Below are 15,332 nucleotides of genomic sequence, written 5' to 3'. Positions count from 1 at the left end.
GGAGAGGCCCTAGGCTTCGGCCGACGTACGTTCCTGGGGAGGGTCCACACATGCGCCGAGCTGTCACCATCGCCTGCGCACTCGTCCTGCTGTGCTTGACCGCGTGTGATTCCCCCACCCAGCAGACCACAACCAACCCCCAGCCAACAGGCAACCTCTGTGAACGTGTACGCCCGACCCTGACCGGCGATTGGAAGCTCGAGAATTTCAAGCCCAACCTCGTCACGCCACCGGCTGACCGCTGCACCTTGATCGATTCCGCAGATCTGACCCACGGCATCCGGATCTCGGTGTCCGTCCTCCCGATGAGCACCGCCCAGGCCGCCGAGGCCCGGAAGCAGGACGAACGCCAGGTCGCGACGTACTCCGTCGCCAAAGTCGTCGACGGCGGACTCGGGCCGGACTCCTGGGCGATCGACCCGGCCGCGGCCGCCCCGTGGATCACCTTCCGGACCGGCGACCGGCTGATCAGAGTCGCCGCCATGTGGGGCGGACACGGACTGGAGGAGCTGAAAGCCGTTGCGCGCACGATCACCACGCTGCCCGACGGGATCCCAACGGCCCCGGCGGTCATCGAGCTACCCGAGTGCGCGCGCGGCACCGCGGCGGCCGAGCACATTCTCGGCACGAAGGCGGTCGTACGGCGAGACGCCGTCGTCGACGGCTACCTGTTCTGTCAATGGGGTTCGGCCACCCGGGCTGTCCACATCCGCTCCGGGGCCTCGGCTCCGATGCCTCCTCGGATTTCATCCACACGAAGGACGCATTCCACGCGCATCGCGTGACCGTGGGTGCCGAGGGTTGGCAAGGGAGCAATGGATATCTGACGTTCCGCACGAGGAAGCAGACCTTCGTCACGATCCTCGTGGCCCCCGATCCGAACACGTCCCCAGGTCCCGTGGTCATGCTCGCCCGGGCGATCGAGCCGGCCTACGGGCGCTGAGTCACGTGATGCGGGCGGTGAGGAAGGCTTGGGTCAGGTGGGTGATGAGGTTGTATGGGATGGGTTTGGTGAGGGGGAATTTCAGGGTGCCCTTGCCGGAGCGGTACGGCGCGATGTCGGCGGCGAGGGCATCGTCGACGGGTGGGATCGGGTAGATGGAGATGTGGTCCTTCCAGGCGCTGAAGTAGAGCAGTGGCTTGCCGTCCAGGGTGATGGTCGGCATCTGGTAGCTGATCTTCTCGCCCGCATCCGGGATCACGGCGTGGACGGTACGCCGTACTTCCTCCAGGACCTCCTGGACGTCGGCCGGGAACGACGCGATGTATTCGTCCACGCTCGTGAACTTGTTCTCCGCCATACCAGTCATCGTGACGAGGGACCCCGGTCCCGGCAAGGTGCTCAGGAGCGGCGGCGGAGGGAGGTGTGGGCTTCGAGGGCGGTGACGAGGTGGTCGGCGATCTTCGCGTGGCCGGAGACCGAGGGGTGGACGCCGTCGGTGGTGTCGGCCTCGGTGATCCAGCCGGTGGAGTCGACGAGGACGAGGTCGGGGTCGTCGAGCGACGTGACCGCCGCCGTGATCACGTCGGCGTGCTTACCGCTGAACGGGGTCACCGACACGATCGTCGTCCCCGGGTACGCCGTCCGCACCCGCTTCACGTAGTCGGCGTACTGCTCGGGTTTCAGCGTCTCGTCGTTCACCCCGAGGTTGATCACGACCACGTCGGACGGCTCCACCCGTTCGGCCGGCGACCCGGCGAAGTTCCAGCCGAACGACTCGATCCCCGGCGGCACCTCGCCGTTCCCCGGCCGGAGGACGCCCTGCCGCCCGAAGCCGACCTGGTACGACGTGGCGCCGAAGGCCCGCGCGGTCAGATAGGCGTACGACGCCCTACCGTCGGCTCCCTCGGACTCCGGATGGGTGCTGAGCGCCAGCACGCCCTGCGTGATCGAGTCCCCGTAGAACTCGAGCCGCGGACCGCCCGGCCGACCGCTGAGCCGCAGCCGGCTGTTCACGTCCAGCACGAGTCCGGCGAACACGACAGCGCACTCAAACGGCGGATTCCACCGGTTGACGTGTTCGTTGACGTCCTTCACCACGATCTGGACCTGGTGGCGCCCGTCCGGTGCGGACAGTTCGATCACCGGGTTCTCGATCAGGTGCAAGGCCGGCTCACCGTCGTCGACGGTGATCCACAGGTGTGGCGCGACGGTGAGGCCGGTCGTGTCGAAGAGCAGTTGCAGCCGCTCCCCCGCGAACGAGAACGAGATGCGCGAGCCGGAGTTGACGGTCACCGCCAGCCCTGGCTGGTGACCCCACTGGCCCTCCAGCACGATGCGCGGATCTCCGGGGGCGACGACCTCACCGGGCTCGAACGGCACGTCTGACTCCTTTGACTTCGGTGGCGACGGCCATTCTGCCTGGCCGCTCACCACCCGTCTTTGCGAGCCCGCGCCTCGAACAGCAGGATGCCGGCCGACAGTGCGACGTTGAGCGAGTCCGCCTGCCCGAGCATCGGGATCGACACCGCCTCACACCCCTGCTCGTGCCATGCCTTCGACAGCCCACTGCCCTCCGAGCCGACGACGAAAGCGGTGGGGCCGTCGTACGCACGGCAACGGTAGCTACCGGTCGCCGCCGGATCGGCGAGGTGCACGCGGAAGCCGTGACCGCGTAACCACCTGGCGGCTTGTGAGACCTCGTCGAACTCCAGGACAGGCGTGGTCAGGACCGTTCCGCGGCTGGCGGAGTACACGGCCGGGTGACTCGGCCGTGCTCGCCTGCTCGTCAGGACGAGGCAGTCGGCGTTGGCCGCGTCGACCGTACGGATCAGGGTGCCCAGGTTGCCGGCGTACTCGACTCCGTCGGCGACCAGCACGAGCGACGAGTTGGTGAAGCGGAAGGTGTGCGGTTGCCAGACCGGCAGTCGTACGACGGAGATCAGGCCGTCCGACCGGGTCTTGCGAGCCAGCCGGGACAGCAGCTTCTCCGAGATGCGGTAGACCTCGGTGGCACGTTCGGCGATCCGCTCGGCGGCGTACGTCGTACTCGCCTCGGGGCACCAGAAGAAGGTGTCGATCGGGGTCTTGGTGGCGAGCAGGCGGTCGTGTTCCCACCTGCCCTCGATCATGATCCGACCGGGTGCGCCGTCCTTGCGGACGGTGAGCAGGTCGCGGACAGACGGGTGGTGCGCGCCGATGGGACGCGCATTCTGCACGGTCATGTGCAAGCTCCGGATGGAGAGAATCAGCAAGCGCGCCGGGGGCCCTGTGATGGGCCCGCACCGGCGTGGCGAACGCCCGAAGGCGCCGTAACTGGCCGCGGTCTTCCTGGACCGCGTCAGCCAAGGATTCTCTTCACACTTCGGATCGTAAGTACGCCCCATCCAGCCGTCACCCGATTTTCGGCCGGCCCGGTCTACGGGGTGCCTCGTGGTTGTCCACAGGCTGGCGGCAGGCGGGTTTTGGTCTGTCGGTGCGGATGGTTAGAGTCCCTTCTCTGGTTGCCGGTCGCTCGCGGGGGCCGCCGTACCACACGGGAGGAGTGCGATGGACGCGACGTTGCTGGACGCCGAGGCCGAGGCGGCCGTACTGCGCGTCTACCGCCAGGTCTTCGCTGTGCTCGCCCGCGAGGCCGGCGCCATGATCGTCGACCCGGAGCTGCTCGACGTCGACCAGGCCATCCTCGACGCGTTCGCCGAGGCGGGCTCCGACGGGCTCACCGTCGAGCAGGCCACGCTGGCGTGCCGGGCGTACCCCCACGACGTGATCGTCCGCCGCTTCGAGGTGCTCCGGCAGTACGGCGCCATCACCAAGCTGGTCGACCGCCCGAACGAACTGCGTCACCGGGCCGCGTTCGCGCCGTACGTCATGTTGATGTTCCTGCGCCGGATGTCGGTGCAGGGCGGTCAGGCGGAGTTGCACCAGCTGCTGACTCTCGAGGCGCACAGTGTGAGCGACCCGGGCGCGACCGAGGACGACGGCCTCGCCTCGATCGAGCGGCTGACCAAGGTGTTCCGCCTGCTAGGCAACGAGCTCGCGATCCTGGTCTCCACCAGCACGACGGCACAACTGCGGGAGAACGCGCAGCTCGCCTGGGGTAACGAGCGGCTGATCGAGCAGGCGGAGAAGGTCCACCGGATCGTGCTGGAGCGCTGGCCCTCGCTGCACCGCGCCTGTACGTCGCTCCGCATGGCGTTGGCCGCGTACGCCGACGCGGTGCAGCTCGCCGCCGGCCGCCTGGTGGAACGAGCCGGTACGACGCGCGCGCTCGGACTGCTCCCGATCGAGACCTGGCTGACGTTCACGCGAAGCAGTGAGCCTGAGGTGCTCGCCAGTGTCCTGGACGGGCTGTTGTTCGACGCCGCCGCACCGGAATTCTCGCCCCAGACCATGGTGGAGGCGGTCGAGACCGGCCGCCGGAGCGGGACCGCCCGGATGGCGCCGCCGCGACCCACAGAGGACGCGGTCGCGCCGGAGTCCGCGGCCGCGACGGACCGCGAGGACTTGCGGGCCGAGGCCGAGCGAGTGCTCGCCGGCCGCGACGCGGTGAACATCGTCGAGGTGGTCGACGACGCCGGGGACTGGATCACGGCCCGCCGCGTGCTGGCCGAGTTGACGGCAGCGCATTTGCATGACGAGCTCGATTACGAGCTGGTGTGGTCGGACGGGATGCGGATCGACCCCGGCGCCGGGACGCCGTGGGCGACCGAGGGTGTGTTCAGGCGGGTGACGCGATGAGCACGCCGTCATCGTCGGAGGCCGTCGAGCGTCGGCTGCACAACGCGTTGTGGTGGGCGAAGGTGCAATCGGCCGGGCCACTGGAGGTCCCGCCGGACACGCCTGCCGTGGCGGGCCTCACGCGGGCCGCTTCACCGGACGGCTCCACTGTCTGGCTGGTGCCGACGTTGCCTTCCGGCGCCGGTCACGCCGTGCTGGAGGAGCTGGGCACTCCCCCGGTTGCAGTCGAGCAGCCGAACGAGACGGCGCGCGTCCTGTCGATCTGCGTCGCCTGCTGCTGGACCGACCGGAGCGGGCCGGCATGGCCCGGATCGGTCGGCACGCTCGCACAGGTCAGGTCGGTGTACGCCGGGATGCGCGGGCGACCCGAACAGTCGAGCGACCTGACCCTCATCATCGGAAGTCTTCGCCGGCTGCACGCCACCCACTGGCTGCTGTGGAACGAGAAGGCCGGCGAAGTCCGCCTCGGCCCACGCGTCATCACGTGGAGCGCCGCCGACCTCGCCACGCTCCGAGACCTCTGCCGCCATCTTCCCGAGCCGCCGCCGGCGGTCTTGACCAGCGCTCCAGCTCCGGAGCCTGAAACGGACCCGCTGCCTGCGGAGGTGGCGGATGACTGAGCAACACGTGCTGTTCGATCCGCTGCTGCAGGATCTGGGCGATCGGGCGCGAGACGAGGTGCTGGCTGCCTTCAGCGCGGTGCAGTACGCGGCGCACCCAGTGGCCGAGGTGCAGTTGGCCGGGCTGCGCGACGTGACGCTTCGCCGACATGTCCAGAAGATGCTCAAGCTGATCGGTCGGACTCTCGTGCATGTCGACGGCACGCATTGGACCGCGGGCTATGCCGACGACATCGCAGCGACCCTGACCGCGCAGGGCTGGCAGCCGTTGTCGGTCGTCGACCGCGCTGTCCTTGTGCTCGTGCTGATCCACTCGGTCGCAATCCCTCGCAGTGAAGGGATCCTGACCGGTGACAGCTGGCAGTCGGCTCGCCCGACCACCGTCGACGAGCTCCGGACCACGAAGATCAGCGGCGAGGAACGGCGCCTTGCCCTCCAGCGACTGCGAGCGGCCGGCTTGATCCAACTGTCCGGCGATCACTCGGGCGGCCCCAGTTACCTCCCGGGCCCGCAGCTTCAGCGACTCACGCCTGCCGCACGAAGGCGTCTCCAGGACCAGCTCATCCTGGCCGCTGCCCCCGCCAGCCCGATCGCGGAAGCGATCCGTGCCCGCAACGGCACCTGGGACAAGGCGGACAGCACCAGCAGTACGACATCGACCGAGCAGGCGGCAGAGCGCCGTACGACGAACGACCCCGGGGAAGGAAACGCATGAGCGAGCGGAGCGAGGACCTCAGCCGACTCTCAGCCGCGCCCGGAGCGAAGCGAGGCTGTCGATGAGCACTACGGTGGAGGACGGCCCGTTCGACATTCTCGGATCAAAGGTGCTGCTCGGCGTACAGGTCGTCGACCTGTCACGCCTGTCCACGCACCCGATCCCGATGGTCAGCCAAGGCCTCGTCACGGTCGCCGGCCAGGGCCCGACCGACTCGAACGGCGCCGGCAAGTCGTCATGGATCGCCGCGCTCAGCCTGCTGCACGCCGACGAGCAGTGGCGCCTGACCAGCGGTGCGCCGGGTGCAGCCGAGCTGCTGTTCACCGCGGAGGCGGCCGGCCAGGAAGGCAACTGGTCCAACGTCGACCGCGGGTACATCGTCGGCGTGTTCTCCGACCCCGATCTGACCGACCTCGCCGAGATCGAGGCGGCCGCGATCACCGTGTGGATCCGGATCAACCGCAAGGCGTCGTACATCGACCTGCGCTGGACGAACGGCCTGCACGTCCCGTACGGCGCGACCGAGGCCGAGCGGGCCGCCGGTGCCGATGCGCTGTGGGCGGCGCTGCCGCATTCGAACGGCCGCACCGACTTCCACGCCAACAAACTGTCCACCGTCCTGTACGGCGGCCGGGTGCGATGCGTCTCGTTCCTGTCGACCTCGGTCCGGTCGAGCCCGACCGCGAACCTGCTCGCCGAGCCGCTGAACGAACTCGGCCCGGCGCGGATCTTCAACGCGATCGCGACGCTGACCGGTCTCGATCGCGAGCTCGAGCAGGAGCAGGCGCACCGGTCGGCCGAGCACACCCAGCGCGAGGCGACCAAGCAGGCGACGGCCGATCTGCAGCGGTGGGAGCAGGAGATGGCCGCCGTCGAGGCCGGCATCCAGCAACGCGCGGCGGCCCGTGAGGCTCTGGCTGCGGCGAAGGAGTCCTGGCGGGCGCGGTGCGCCCGGCACCTGATCGACGGCGACGCGCGGAACGCCGAGATCCTGCAGGAGCTCGCCATACTCGACGAGCGGGTCGTGGAGCAGGAGGCCCGGCGGGAGGCGATCGACGCCGAGATCGATGCCTTTGGCAACGAGGAGGGCCTGCTCCGGGACGTCCAGCTGACCCGGCAGGAGCGGGACAAGCTGGACGCGCGGGACCGTGAGCTCGACCTTGCGCAGCGTTCGATTCGCGAGCAGCTCGAGCGGCTCGGCCAGGAGCACCGGCGTCTGCTGGAGGCGGGACGTTCGGCGGACGGCCGGGATCTCGCCGCGGCCGCCCGGGAGCAGGACGAGGCCCGCGCCGTCCTCGAGGAGCACATCGGCCGCGACCATGCCGCACGGTCCGCGGTCGACGTCGCGACCGCCGAGCTGCGGGAGGCCGAGAGCGGTCAGACCGTGTCCGCGCCGCAGCAACAGGTGCTGGAGACGGCCGGCATCGAGTGCGGTGCGCTGACCGACATCACCGAGTTGCCGGAGTCGGAGCGTGCCGAGTGGGAGCCGCGGCTCGCGCCGTACCGGGAAGCTGTCGTCATCGACTTCGGCGACGCTGCCGTCGCATCGGCCGCGTTGGCCGACGCGGGGTACGCCGGATTCCTGCTGGTGCTGGCGAATCGGCCCGACACCGCTCGCACGGCAAGCAGGCGAGGGCCGAAGTCGGCCGACCAGCGATTCCGCCTGGACGGGTTCTTCGCGGCGATCGGTGAGCGCGCGACCAAGGAGAACATCGACGACGTCGCCGGTGTCGTCGCGGTCGGGCAGTTCGACGAGCCGTTGACCGGCCGGACCGCGCGGATCCAGGCCGCTCGCCGCCGGTTGGACGCGGCAGTGGAGGCGCGTGCGGTCGCATCCGCGGCGCTCGAGCAGGCCCGAGCCCGGGTCGAGCAGGCGGAACGCCGTACCGCGGCCGCCCGCGCACTCGCCGACGCCGAATCGGTGCAGGAGCAGATCCTCGCGCTGCGCGAGACGATCGACCGGCACGAATCGGACCGCGACTCGCTCGCGCCGAAACTCCAGGCGGCGAAGGAATCGGCCGAGGCCGCCGCCGGCCAGCAACTCGTCCGCGACGAACGGCTCAAGAACCTCGAGGCGACCCGCCGGGACCACGAGCGGATCCTCGACGATCTGACCGCCCGCCGGCTCGCACTGCTCGAGGAGCAGACGTCACTCGACCTGACTTCCCGGGCCACGGCGTGGGGGTCGACTCCGGCCGAGGCGGAGGAGTTCATCCTCAGCCTCCCCGACGACGGCCAGCGCCGTACGACGGCCGACTGGAACCACCAGGCCTGTACGCAACTCGACGACGTCATCCGGCGCTGCTTCCCGAACGCCCGCTCCCGCGAGGAGATCCCGACCGAGCTCTGGGAGATCCTCAACGGCCCGGACGGCTGGACGAACGGCACACTGGGCGCCCGTGTCGGCCTGGTGCCGGCGCTGCACCGGACGTTGAGCAGCCACCTCGCGCAGCACGAGACGTTCGACAGCCTGCAGCAACAGCAGATCGCCAGCCAGCGCGCCGAACGCAACGCGGCCCTCGAACGAGCCCGCGAAGGACTCGCCGAGGCCGAGAGCACCGCCCGCGCCCACCGCGCATCCCTTGCCGACGGCATCAAAGCGCGGCTCCGCCTGGTGTCGCAGGAGTTCGACCGGCTCGACCAGCAGTACGGCGGGTACGGCGCGAAACTCGAGTTCCCCGAACCCGACCCGCCGGCCGAACCCGACAAACCGTGGCGCTGGACGGTCACGCCCAAGTGGCGCCGTTCCGAGGGCGGCCCGTTCTCCGCGTTCAACGTGAAGGGCAACACCGCCCAAATGGACGAGAAGGCGGTCAAGCTGGTGTGCGCGGCCGCACTCGCCGGTGGCTCCGACCGGCCACTGCTGCTCATCCTCGACGAACTGGGCCGGAACCTGGGTTCCCAGCACCGGCGCGAGGCTGTCGCGCTGTTCGAGCAGATCGGCCGCGACCGCAACATCACGGTGATCGGCGCCCTCCAGGACGACATGGAGCGCTACGCCCTCGCGTCGTCGCGGCTCTACGTCAAACTTCGCCGCAGCTCCGACACCATGCCGTACAACCAGGCACCGGTGGTCAAGGGCAACGAGGAGTACGCCGCCCGAGTGGAACTCCTCCGCACCTGGCTGGAGTCCTACCGAGGCCCGACGCCCACGTTGGATCTCGCCGCCCCAACGCTGACGCCTTAGAGTCCGCTTACTGCCTCCACGGGGGCGATGTTGTGGTCGGACAGGTCGCTGCGTACGCGGTGCCGGTAGCGGAGTGGGGACTCGCCAACCTCGCGTTTGAAGGCGGTGCTGAAGGCGCTCTCCGATGCGTAGCCCAGGTCGGACGCGAGCGACCCGACGCTGACATCGCCGTCCCGCAGCGCGCGCTGGGCTAGAAGCATCCGCCAGCGGTTGAGATAGGTCAGCGGCGGTACGCCGGCCACGGTCCGGAACCGTTCGGCGAACGACGTCCGAGACATCACTGCGGCGCGCGCGAGTTCCTCAAGTCCCCACGACTTGCCCGGCTCGGCGTGCATGAGGCGGAGCGCCGGGCGCAACCGTTCGTCGGTCAGGAGCCGTAGCCAGCCCGGCGGCAATTCGGCCTGGTCGATGTAGGCACGCAGTACCTCGAGCAGCACCAACTGGCTGTGCTGCCGGATCGCGAACGCCGAACCCAGTCGGTTGGCACTCACCTCGTCGAACAGCCGGTGCAGACTTCCGCGCAAGTTGGCCGCCGTGGCAGCCGCTCCGCGGACGTGTCCGACCGGTGGGAGTGCCTGCAGCAGGAGAGCTTGGCCGGCCGGGTTGAGGTCGATCCGGCCGCCGAGCACGACGTCGTCGACCTCGCTGTTGACACCGACGAGGCCGCTGAACGGAAAGCCCGCCTCAGGCACGACGTCACGGCGCGGTCCGTCGCCGGTGCCGCCTTCGAGTTCCAGCCACGACCGGTTGTTCAGGATGGCGACGTCGCCTGGTTCCAGGTCGATCGGCGCGTCGATGCCGTCGGTGGTCAACCGCGCCCGGCCGGACACCATCGCGATGAACTTCAGCGGCTCGCCGAGGGTCGTACGTGCCACCCAGCGGCCGCGCACCGCGAAACCGCCCGACATGAGCCCGCGAACCTCGACGAGGTCGAACACCTCGGACAGCTGATCAGTGGTCACCTCCGTACTCTCGCGCAAGAAACGCGAACTGACAACTATTCAGAGTCCGACTGGAGCCGAGCAGACTGACGCTTGACGACCTCATCCACAGTCTCAAGGAGAATCCCTATGCGGTACCGCACGCTTGGCCGGACCGGTATCAAGGTCAGCCCTTATGCACTCGGCGCGATGATGTTCGGCGCCGTCGGCAACCCGGACCACGACGACTCGATCCGGATCATCCACAAGGCGCTGGACGCGGGCATCAACTTCGTCGACACCGCCGACATGTACTCACGCGGCGAGTCGGAGGAGATTGTCGGCAAGGCGCTCAAGGGCCGCCGGGACGACGTGGTGCTCGCCACCAAGGCTCGATTCCCGGTCGATTACGACCCGACCGGCGCGACTCCGGCCGTGCCTAACCGCTCCGGCGCCTCACGCCGCTGGCTGATCACCGCCTTGGAAAACTCACTGCGGCGTCTCGACACCGACTACGTCGACCTGTTCCAGATCCATCAGCCCGATCCCGACACCGATCTCGAGGAGACGCTCTCGGCGCTCACCGACCTGGTCCGTGCCGGCAAGGTCCGAGCCATCGGTACGTCGTCTCTGCCTGCCTCGGACATCGTCCGGTCCCACTGGATCGCCGAGCGGCGCGGCCTGATCCGCTTCCGCACCGAGCAACCGCCGTACTCGATCCTCAACCGCGGCATCGAGCGCGAGGTTCTGCCGGTGGTCGAGGAGTTCGGGATGGGCGCGCTGGTCTGGAGCCCGCTTGCCGGCGGACTGCTCACCGGCCGGTACCGAAAGGACGAGCAGAACACCACGCACCGATCCCAGTTCGGCTTCCGGCACCTGCGCGACGAACGCCGCCTGGACGCCGTCGAGCAACTCGTCGAACTTGCCAAGGAAGTCGGCATGCCGCTGACCCACCTGGCGATGGCCTTCGCGATCGCCCACCCCGGCGTCACGTCCGCCATCATCGGCCCGCGGACCATGGATCACCTCGACGACCTCCTGGCCGGGCTCGACGTCACCCTCACCGACGAAACCCTCGACCGGATCGACGAGATCGTCCCACCCGGCACCGACGTCGGCCGACTCGACATGGCCTACAACCCACCAGCCATCCTCCACCCCCACCTCCGCCGCCGCCCCACCCAAACCCGCCCCGCCGCGTAACCCACCCGACGGGTCGCCCCCGACCCGTCAACAACCCCACCCCAGCCCGCACACCCCTGAGGACGCCTGCGGCAACATCCCTGACCACCCCAGCACGCCACATACTGGCGGTACTCCTGACCCAGACACCGTCGACCACCACGCCGCGGTGCTTACCGGCGCCCTGGGCGCCCGCCCAGGTGGTGACTTCGGTCGTGTATTTGCCAAAACCGGACCCCGGTGCCGCGCATCGACCCAGGAGTGCTTCACACTGGTCGGGTGGAACATCCGGAGTGCCGCGCGGGCTGCTCACGCCGAGTAGGCGGAACACTGGTCAACCACCTGACGACCGGCGTACCGTCTGCCGGGCAGGTCCGGCCGCCACGTGATCGGAGGGCGTGAATGGCATCCTGGCTGCTCCGCGCCCAGTGGACTCATCGTGACGAGTCGGTCGAGCATCGAGCCCTCCGCGTCGGCCGTACCCTGACCGCAGTCGCCGTCGCGTTCCCCGACGTACACGTCTGGACTCAGGACGAGCGCTGGGGCTACCACGTCCTCGAGGCGGACGGCTCGACACCGCTCCAGGAGATGGTCGAGGCGACCACCAAGGTCCTCGCGAACGGCTCGAGCACCACCCGCCTGCACCTGCAAAGCACGGGTGAGCTCCCCTGGCTCTTCGACCTGTCGATGGGCGGCACGCTCACCACCGTCTCCGACCAGCTCACTCTGCACTGGAGCGACGAGGACGCCCTGACCCAGCCCGACCGCTTCGCCCAGGTCCTCCGCGCGATCGTGACGATCTGGGAACCCGAGTGGGCGAGCATCGCCGACACCGAACTCGCCGCCGCGGCCGGCGTCTTCCGGCGCGGGATCCCGATGATGGGCTGGCTGACGTACGTCCGCAGTCTCGTAGCCGGTGCCCACGGCATCGATATCGCACTGACCCCGTTCGAACGCGGCACGCTCCTCCAAGCCCCAGTCGCCCCGGCCGACCTCACCCCGGTCCACATTTGCGCCGCCGCCGCACTCGTCGGCATCGCCCCCGAGGCTTAATCCTTCGGTACGTCGGTCTCGACGACCTGGCGATCCCATCGCGCCAACTCGGCCGCATCGGGCACCTGGTACGTGGAGTTGAACTGCTCCAACTCCTCCCGGCTGATGTGGAACGTCCCCTCGGACAACGCCGCATTCCGAGCCGCCAGCCGCTCCCACAACACTTCCAGCGGTGGATTCAGTACGACGATCTCCGCGCCCGCACCGAGCTCGTGAGCCCGGTTCCGGAACAGATCCCGCTCGGTCTCCGACCAGCACCCGTAATCCAGGATCACGTCCACACCAAGGGATAGCGCTCGCGCAGCGACGCCCCAGAGCAACTGCGACTCGAGAATCCACCGCCGGCCACCGTCGTCGCCCACCCCGAACAGCGGCTCCATCCACTCGTCTGGCGTGAACCGAATCCCCGACCGCTCCGCCTCCAGGCGCCGAGCCAAAGTCGTCTTGCCCGCTCCCGGCAACCCCCCGATCAGCACCATCGCCCCACGCCGCATACCCGAACCCCTACGAAGGACCCATAAGCCCACACCGCTCACCGCCACGCAGCCATCGTCTACGGCGAGTCTGACGACTCCCCCGGCCTCCAACTCCTAGGCGTGCTATTAGCCGCCGGCGCCGCCGCATACGCCATACGAACAGCCCTTCGCGCCAGATAACACCGGCGCCTGCACCGGCTTGCTGACCGGCGTTGGCGCTGTGCTCTCCTCGCGCACCGGATGTGGCGTCCGCCGGGATTCGTTGGGTACGACGCTTCGCTCGGGACGCGGGACCAGTGGGCGCGACAGTTTGTCGGCCAGCCAGCCGAGCAGAGCCAACAGGCCGACCGCGATGAGGCTGACGACGACTTGAATGAGGATGAGCACGCAAATCATCGTCGTCAGGTGCGGCACCGATCGACAGTGGCAACAATGCCCATCTCCGATAGATTGTCGCCATGCATCGTGTCGCAGTCGTCGTCGCCGATCGCGTGAACAGCCTTGATCTGGCGATCCCCGAGCAGGTGTTCGGTCTCGCACATTCACAGGACAAAGAGGACGGCACGCTGTTCGGCGCGCCACTGTACGAGGTGATCGTGTGCGGCGAGCGTCCTGAGGTGGTCGTGACCGGCCACGGCGGCGTGGAGATGTTCCGGCTCGCGGCGCCGTACGACCTGGCTGATGCGCTGTCCGCGGACACAGTGATCGTGCCAGGTGCACGCAGGGAAACCGAGCCGGCCGACGTCGTCGACGTACTTCGGCAGGCGCACGACCGCGGCGCGCGGATCGCATCGATCTGCAGCGGCGCCTTCATGCTGGCCGCAGCGGGGCTGCTCGACGGGCGGCGAGCGACGACGCACTGGACGTCAGCCGGCGAGCTGGCTCGACGGTTCCCTCAGGTTGAGGTCGACGCCAATGTGTTGTTCGTCGACGAAGGCGCGGTTCTCACATCAGCCGGGGGGGCGACCGGGTTCGACCTGTGCATCCACATGGTGCGGAACGACTTCGGCGCGGCGGTCGCCGCCGACGTCGCACGCCATGTCGTGATCCCGCCGCAGCGCGACGGCGGCCAGGCTCAGTTCATCGTCCATCGGGAACCCACCGCTGACAGCGGTTCGCTCGAGCCGACGATGCGCTGGATGCGCGACCGCATCGGTGAGCCGCTGACACTTGCCGACATCGCACGTCACGCCGCCGTCAGCGCACGCACCCTCAACCGGCGCTTCCGCGAACAAACCGGCATGACCCCGCTGCAATGGCTACTCACCCAACGAGTACGCCACGCTCAGGAACTCCTGGAAACCACTGCACTCTCGATCGAAGAAATAGCCACCCACTGCGGCTTCGGCACCGCCATCAACCTCCGCCAACACTTCACCCGCCGCCTAACCCTCTCCCCCCAAACCTACCGCCGCACCTTCCAACCCCGCTGACCCTTCACCCACGCATCACCCCGCAAGAAACACCACAGCGGCCACCTCTACCGCGCACAGATCAGGGGAGCGGACACCAGCCGCACCGCTCACAGAGCCCCACGCACCAGCCCAAGGCGCCAAGACCACCGTCAGCACCTCCGCCGCACATCCCCAGTCGCGCACCCCGAGCCCAGGCAGCCGAACCACCGCCCATCACGAGACCACCGTGGCCAGATCGTCGGCATAAGCCCAACACCCTCCCATGCCAGCCGGCACGTGCCCCCGGCCCAGCAGCCGCCCCGAAATGACGTGGCGCCGGAAGGTCCCAGCCGGATGGACGGCAGCAGCTGGTGAACAGCACGATCGGCCGCAGCACGCGACGCACGACCGCCCCCGAACCAAATGGCCCTACGCTCCACAACCACCGCACCACAAAGCCCCGCCGCCGAGCTACCGCGCATCACGAGGCCACCACCCGGCCGAGGGCGTGGGCATAAGCCCACGACTCAGCCCGTTCGGCCCGGCACGTAGCGCCAGCCCACCAGCCGCCCCTGGCGACGTTGCGCTGGAAGACTCCGTCCGGGTGGACGGCAGCAGTTGGTGAACAGAACTGCGGCCCGCAGTAGACGACAGACAATCGCCCTACAACCAGATTCCCCTACGCTCCACAACCATCGCACCACGAAGCCCGCAGCCCGGCCCGCAGCCGACCCATCGCGCATCACGAGGCCACACGAGCCTGGGGGCGTGGGCATAAGCCCAACCCACTCCGTCCGAGCCGGCCGTCGGCGGTTTCCTCTAGCCGGCCCTGCCGGGCACCTGCCGACACAGTCCGACCGGTTGGCGAACGACGACGCTCACGCCAAGCGGGCCGGGGGAACCGGGGAATGGGGCAGGTCTCACTCGCGGTCGCCGGCGACACCCGGGCCCAGCAAGCCCTGGGCGCCGCGGTTGGCCGGCGACCCTGCGGAGGGATGAGTTGGTTGGGTGGTTGTGGTGGGGGAATTGTTAAGGGCCACCCCCGTGGGGGTGGCCCTTAACAGTGTGAATGTCCGGCGGCGTCCTACTCTCCCACGACCTCCC

The 15,332-nt window shown here is 68.9% G+C and carries 14 protein-coding genes; 8 read left to right on the top strand and 6 right to left on the bottom strand.

What is annotated here, in order from left to right:
• The first annotated feature begins 248 nt into the window (after nucleotides 1-248).
• Complete coding sequence (locus ACYVOK_RS06185) at nucleotides 249-785, top strand: hypothetical protein (protein WP_460661278.1); 537 nt, start codon at nucleotides 249-251, stop codon at nucleotides 783-785.
• A gap of 159 nt (nucleotides 786-944) precedes the next feature.
• On the opposite strand, the gene ACYVOK_RS06180 is transcribed toward ACYVOK_RS06185, so the two are convergent.
• Genes ACYVOK_RS06180 through ACYVOK_RS06170 form a run of 3 tightly spaced genes read right to left on the bottom strand, consistent with a single transcriptional unit; the run spans nucleotide 945 to nucleotide 3,165 of the window.
• Nucleotides 945-1,301, bottom strand: coding sequence for an iron chaperone (locus tag ACYVOK_RS06180; RefSeq protein ID WP_460661277.1), 357 nt, complete (start codon nucleotides 1,299-1,301; stop codon nucleotides 945-947).
• Nucleotides 1,302-1,342: 41 nt separating this feature from the next.
• Entirely contained in the window at nucleotides 1,343-2,323 is a 981-nt protein-coding gene (locus tag ACYVOK_RS06175; RefSeq protein ID WP_460661276.1) for a GDSL-type esterase/lipase family protein, read from the bottom strand.
• A gap of 47 nt (nucleotides 2,324-2,370) precedes the next feature.
• The gene (locus ACYVOK_RS06170) at nucleotides 2,371-3,165 is read right to left on the bottom strand and encodes a TrmH family RNA methyltransferase (RefSeq protein ID WP_460661275.1); all 795 of its coding nucleotides are present in this window, start codon (nucleotides 3,163-3,165) and stop codon (nucleotides 2,371-2,373) included.
• Nucleotides 3,166-3,490: 325 nt separating this feature from the next.
• Here ACYVOK_RS06170 and ACYVOK_RS06165 point away from each other — a divergent pair, with 325 nt between their 5' ends.
• The 4 genes from ACYVOK_RS06165 (at nucleotide 3,491) to ACYVOK_RS06150 (ending at nucleotide 9,203) form a co-directional block, all read left to right on the top strand.
• Nucleotides 3,491-4,681, top strand: coding sequence for a hypothetical protein (locus tag ACYVOK_RS06165; RefSeq protein ID WP_460661274.1), 1,191 nt, complete (start codon nucleotides 3,491-3,493; stop codon nucleotides 4,679-4,681).
• Nucleotides 4,678-5,301, top strand: coding sequence for a hypothetical protein (locus ACYVOK_RS06160; RefSeq protein ID WP_460661273.1), 624 nt, complete (start codon nucleotides 4,678-4,680; stop codon nucleotides 5,299-5,301). Before ACYVOK_RS06165 ends, ACYVOK_RS06160 begins: the two co-directional genes overlap by 4 nt.
• The gene (locus tag ACYVOK_RS06155; protein WP_460661272.1) at nucleotides 5,294-6,016 is read left to right on the top strand and encodes a hypothetical protein; all 723 of its coding nucleotides are present in this window, start codon (nucleotides 5,294-5,296) and stop codon (nucleotides 6,014-6,016) included. Before ACYVOK_RS06160 ends, ACYVOK_RS06155 begins: the two co-directional genes overlap by 8 nt.
• A 61-nt stretch (nucleotides 6,017-6,077) precedes the next feature.
• A complete protein-coding gene (locus ACYVOK_RS06150; protein ID WP_460661271.1) occupies nucleotides 6,078-9,203 on the top strand; it encodes a coiled-coil domain-containing protein in 3,126 nt (1,041 codons plus the stop codon).
• Here the strand turns inward: ACYVOK_RS06150 and ACYVOK_RS06145 are convergent.
• Nucleotides 9,200-10,165, bottom strand: coding sequence for an AraC family transcriptional regulator (locus tag ACYVOK_RS06145; protein WP_460661270.1), 966 nt, complete (start codon nucleotides 10,163-10,165; stop codon nucleotides 9,200-9,202). The genes ACYVOK_RS06150 and ACYVOK_RS06145 overlap by 4 nt on opposite strands.
• A 108-nt stretch (nucleotides 10,166-10,273) precedes the next feature.
• Here ACYVOK_RS06145 and ACYVOK_RS06140 point away from each other — a divergent pair, with 108 nt between their 5' ends.
• Nucleotides 10,274-11,326 carry an aldo/keto reductase gene (locus tag ACYVOK_RS06140; protein WP_460661269.1) on the top strand — a complete coding sequence of 351 codons (1,053 nt, stop codon included), beginning with the start codon at nucleotides 10,274-10,276 and terminating at the stop codon, nucleotides 11,324-11,326.
• Nucleotides 11,327-11,707: 381 nt separating this feature from the next.
• A complete protein-coding gene (locus tag ACYVOK_RS06135) occupies nucleotides 11,708-12,358 on the top strand; it encodes a hypothetical protein (RefSeq protein WP_460661268.1) in 651 nt (216 codons plus the stop codon).
• Here ACYVOK_RS06135 and ACYVOK_RS06130 read toward each other — a convergent pair.
• Both ACYVOK_RS06130 and ACYVOK_RS06125 read right to left on the bottom strand, forming a co-directional pair.
• On the bottom strand, nucleotides 12,355-12,852 hold the full coding sequence (locus ACYVOK_RS06130) for an AAA family ATPase (RefSeq protein WP_460661267.1): 498 nt from the start codon (nucleotides 12,850-12,852) through the stop codon (nucleotides 12,355-12,357). The genes ACYVOK_RS06135 and ACYVOK_RS06130 overlap by 4 nt on opposite strands.
• A 108-nt stretch (nucleotides 12,853-12,960) precedes the next feature.
• Nucleotides 12,961-13,248, bottom strand: coding sequence for a hypothetical protein (locus ACYVOK_RS06125; RefSeq protein WP_460661266.1), 288 nt, complete (start codon nucleotides 13,246-13,248; stop codon nucleotides 12,961-12,963).
• Nucleotides 13,249-13,292: 44 nt separating this feature from the next.
• Between ACYVOK_RS06125 and ACYVOK_RS06120 the strand changes: the two genes are divergently transcribed.
• Nucleotides 13,293-14,267 carry a GlxA family transcriptional regulator gene (locus ACYVOK_RS06120; RefSeq protein WP_460661265.1) on the top strand — a complete coding sequence of 325 codons (975 nt, stop codon included), beginning with the start codon at nucleotides 13,293-13,295 and terminating at the stop codon, nucleotides 14,265-14,267.
• Nucleotides 14,268-15,332: the final 1,065 nt, after the last annotated feature.

It is taken from the genome of Kribbella swartbergensis (assembly GCF_054784135.1).
Note: the sequence above shows the minus strand (reverse complement) of the source record. Positions and strands in the feature narration are given on the sequence as shown.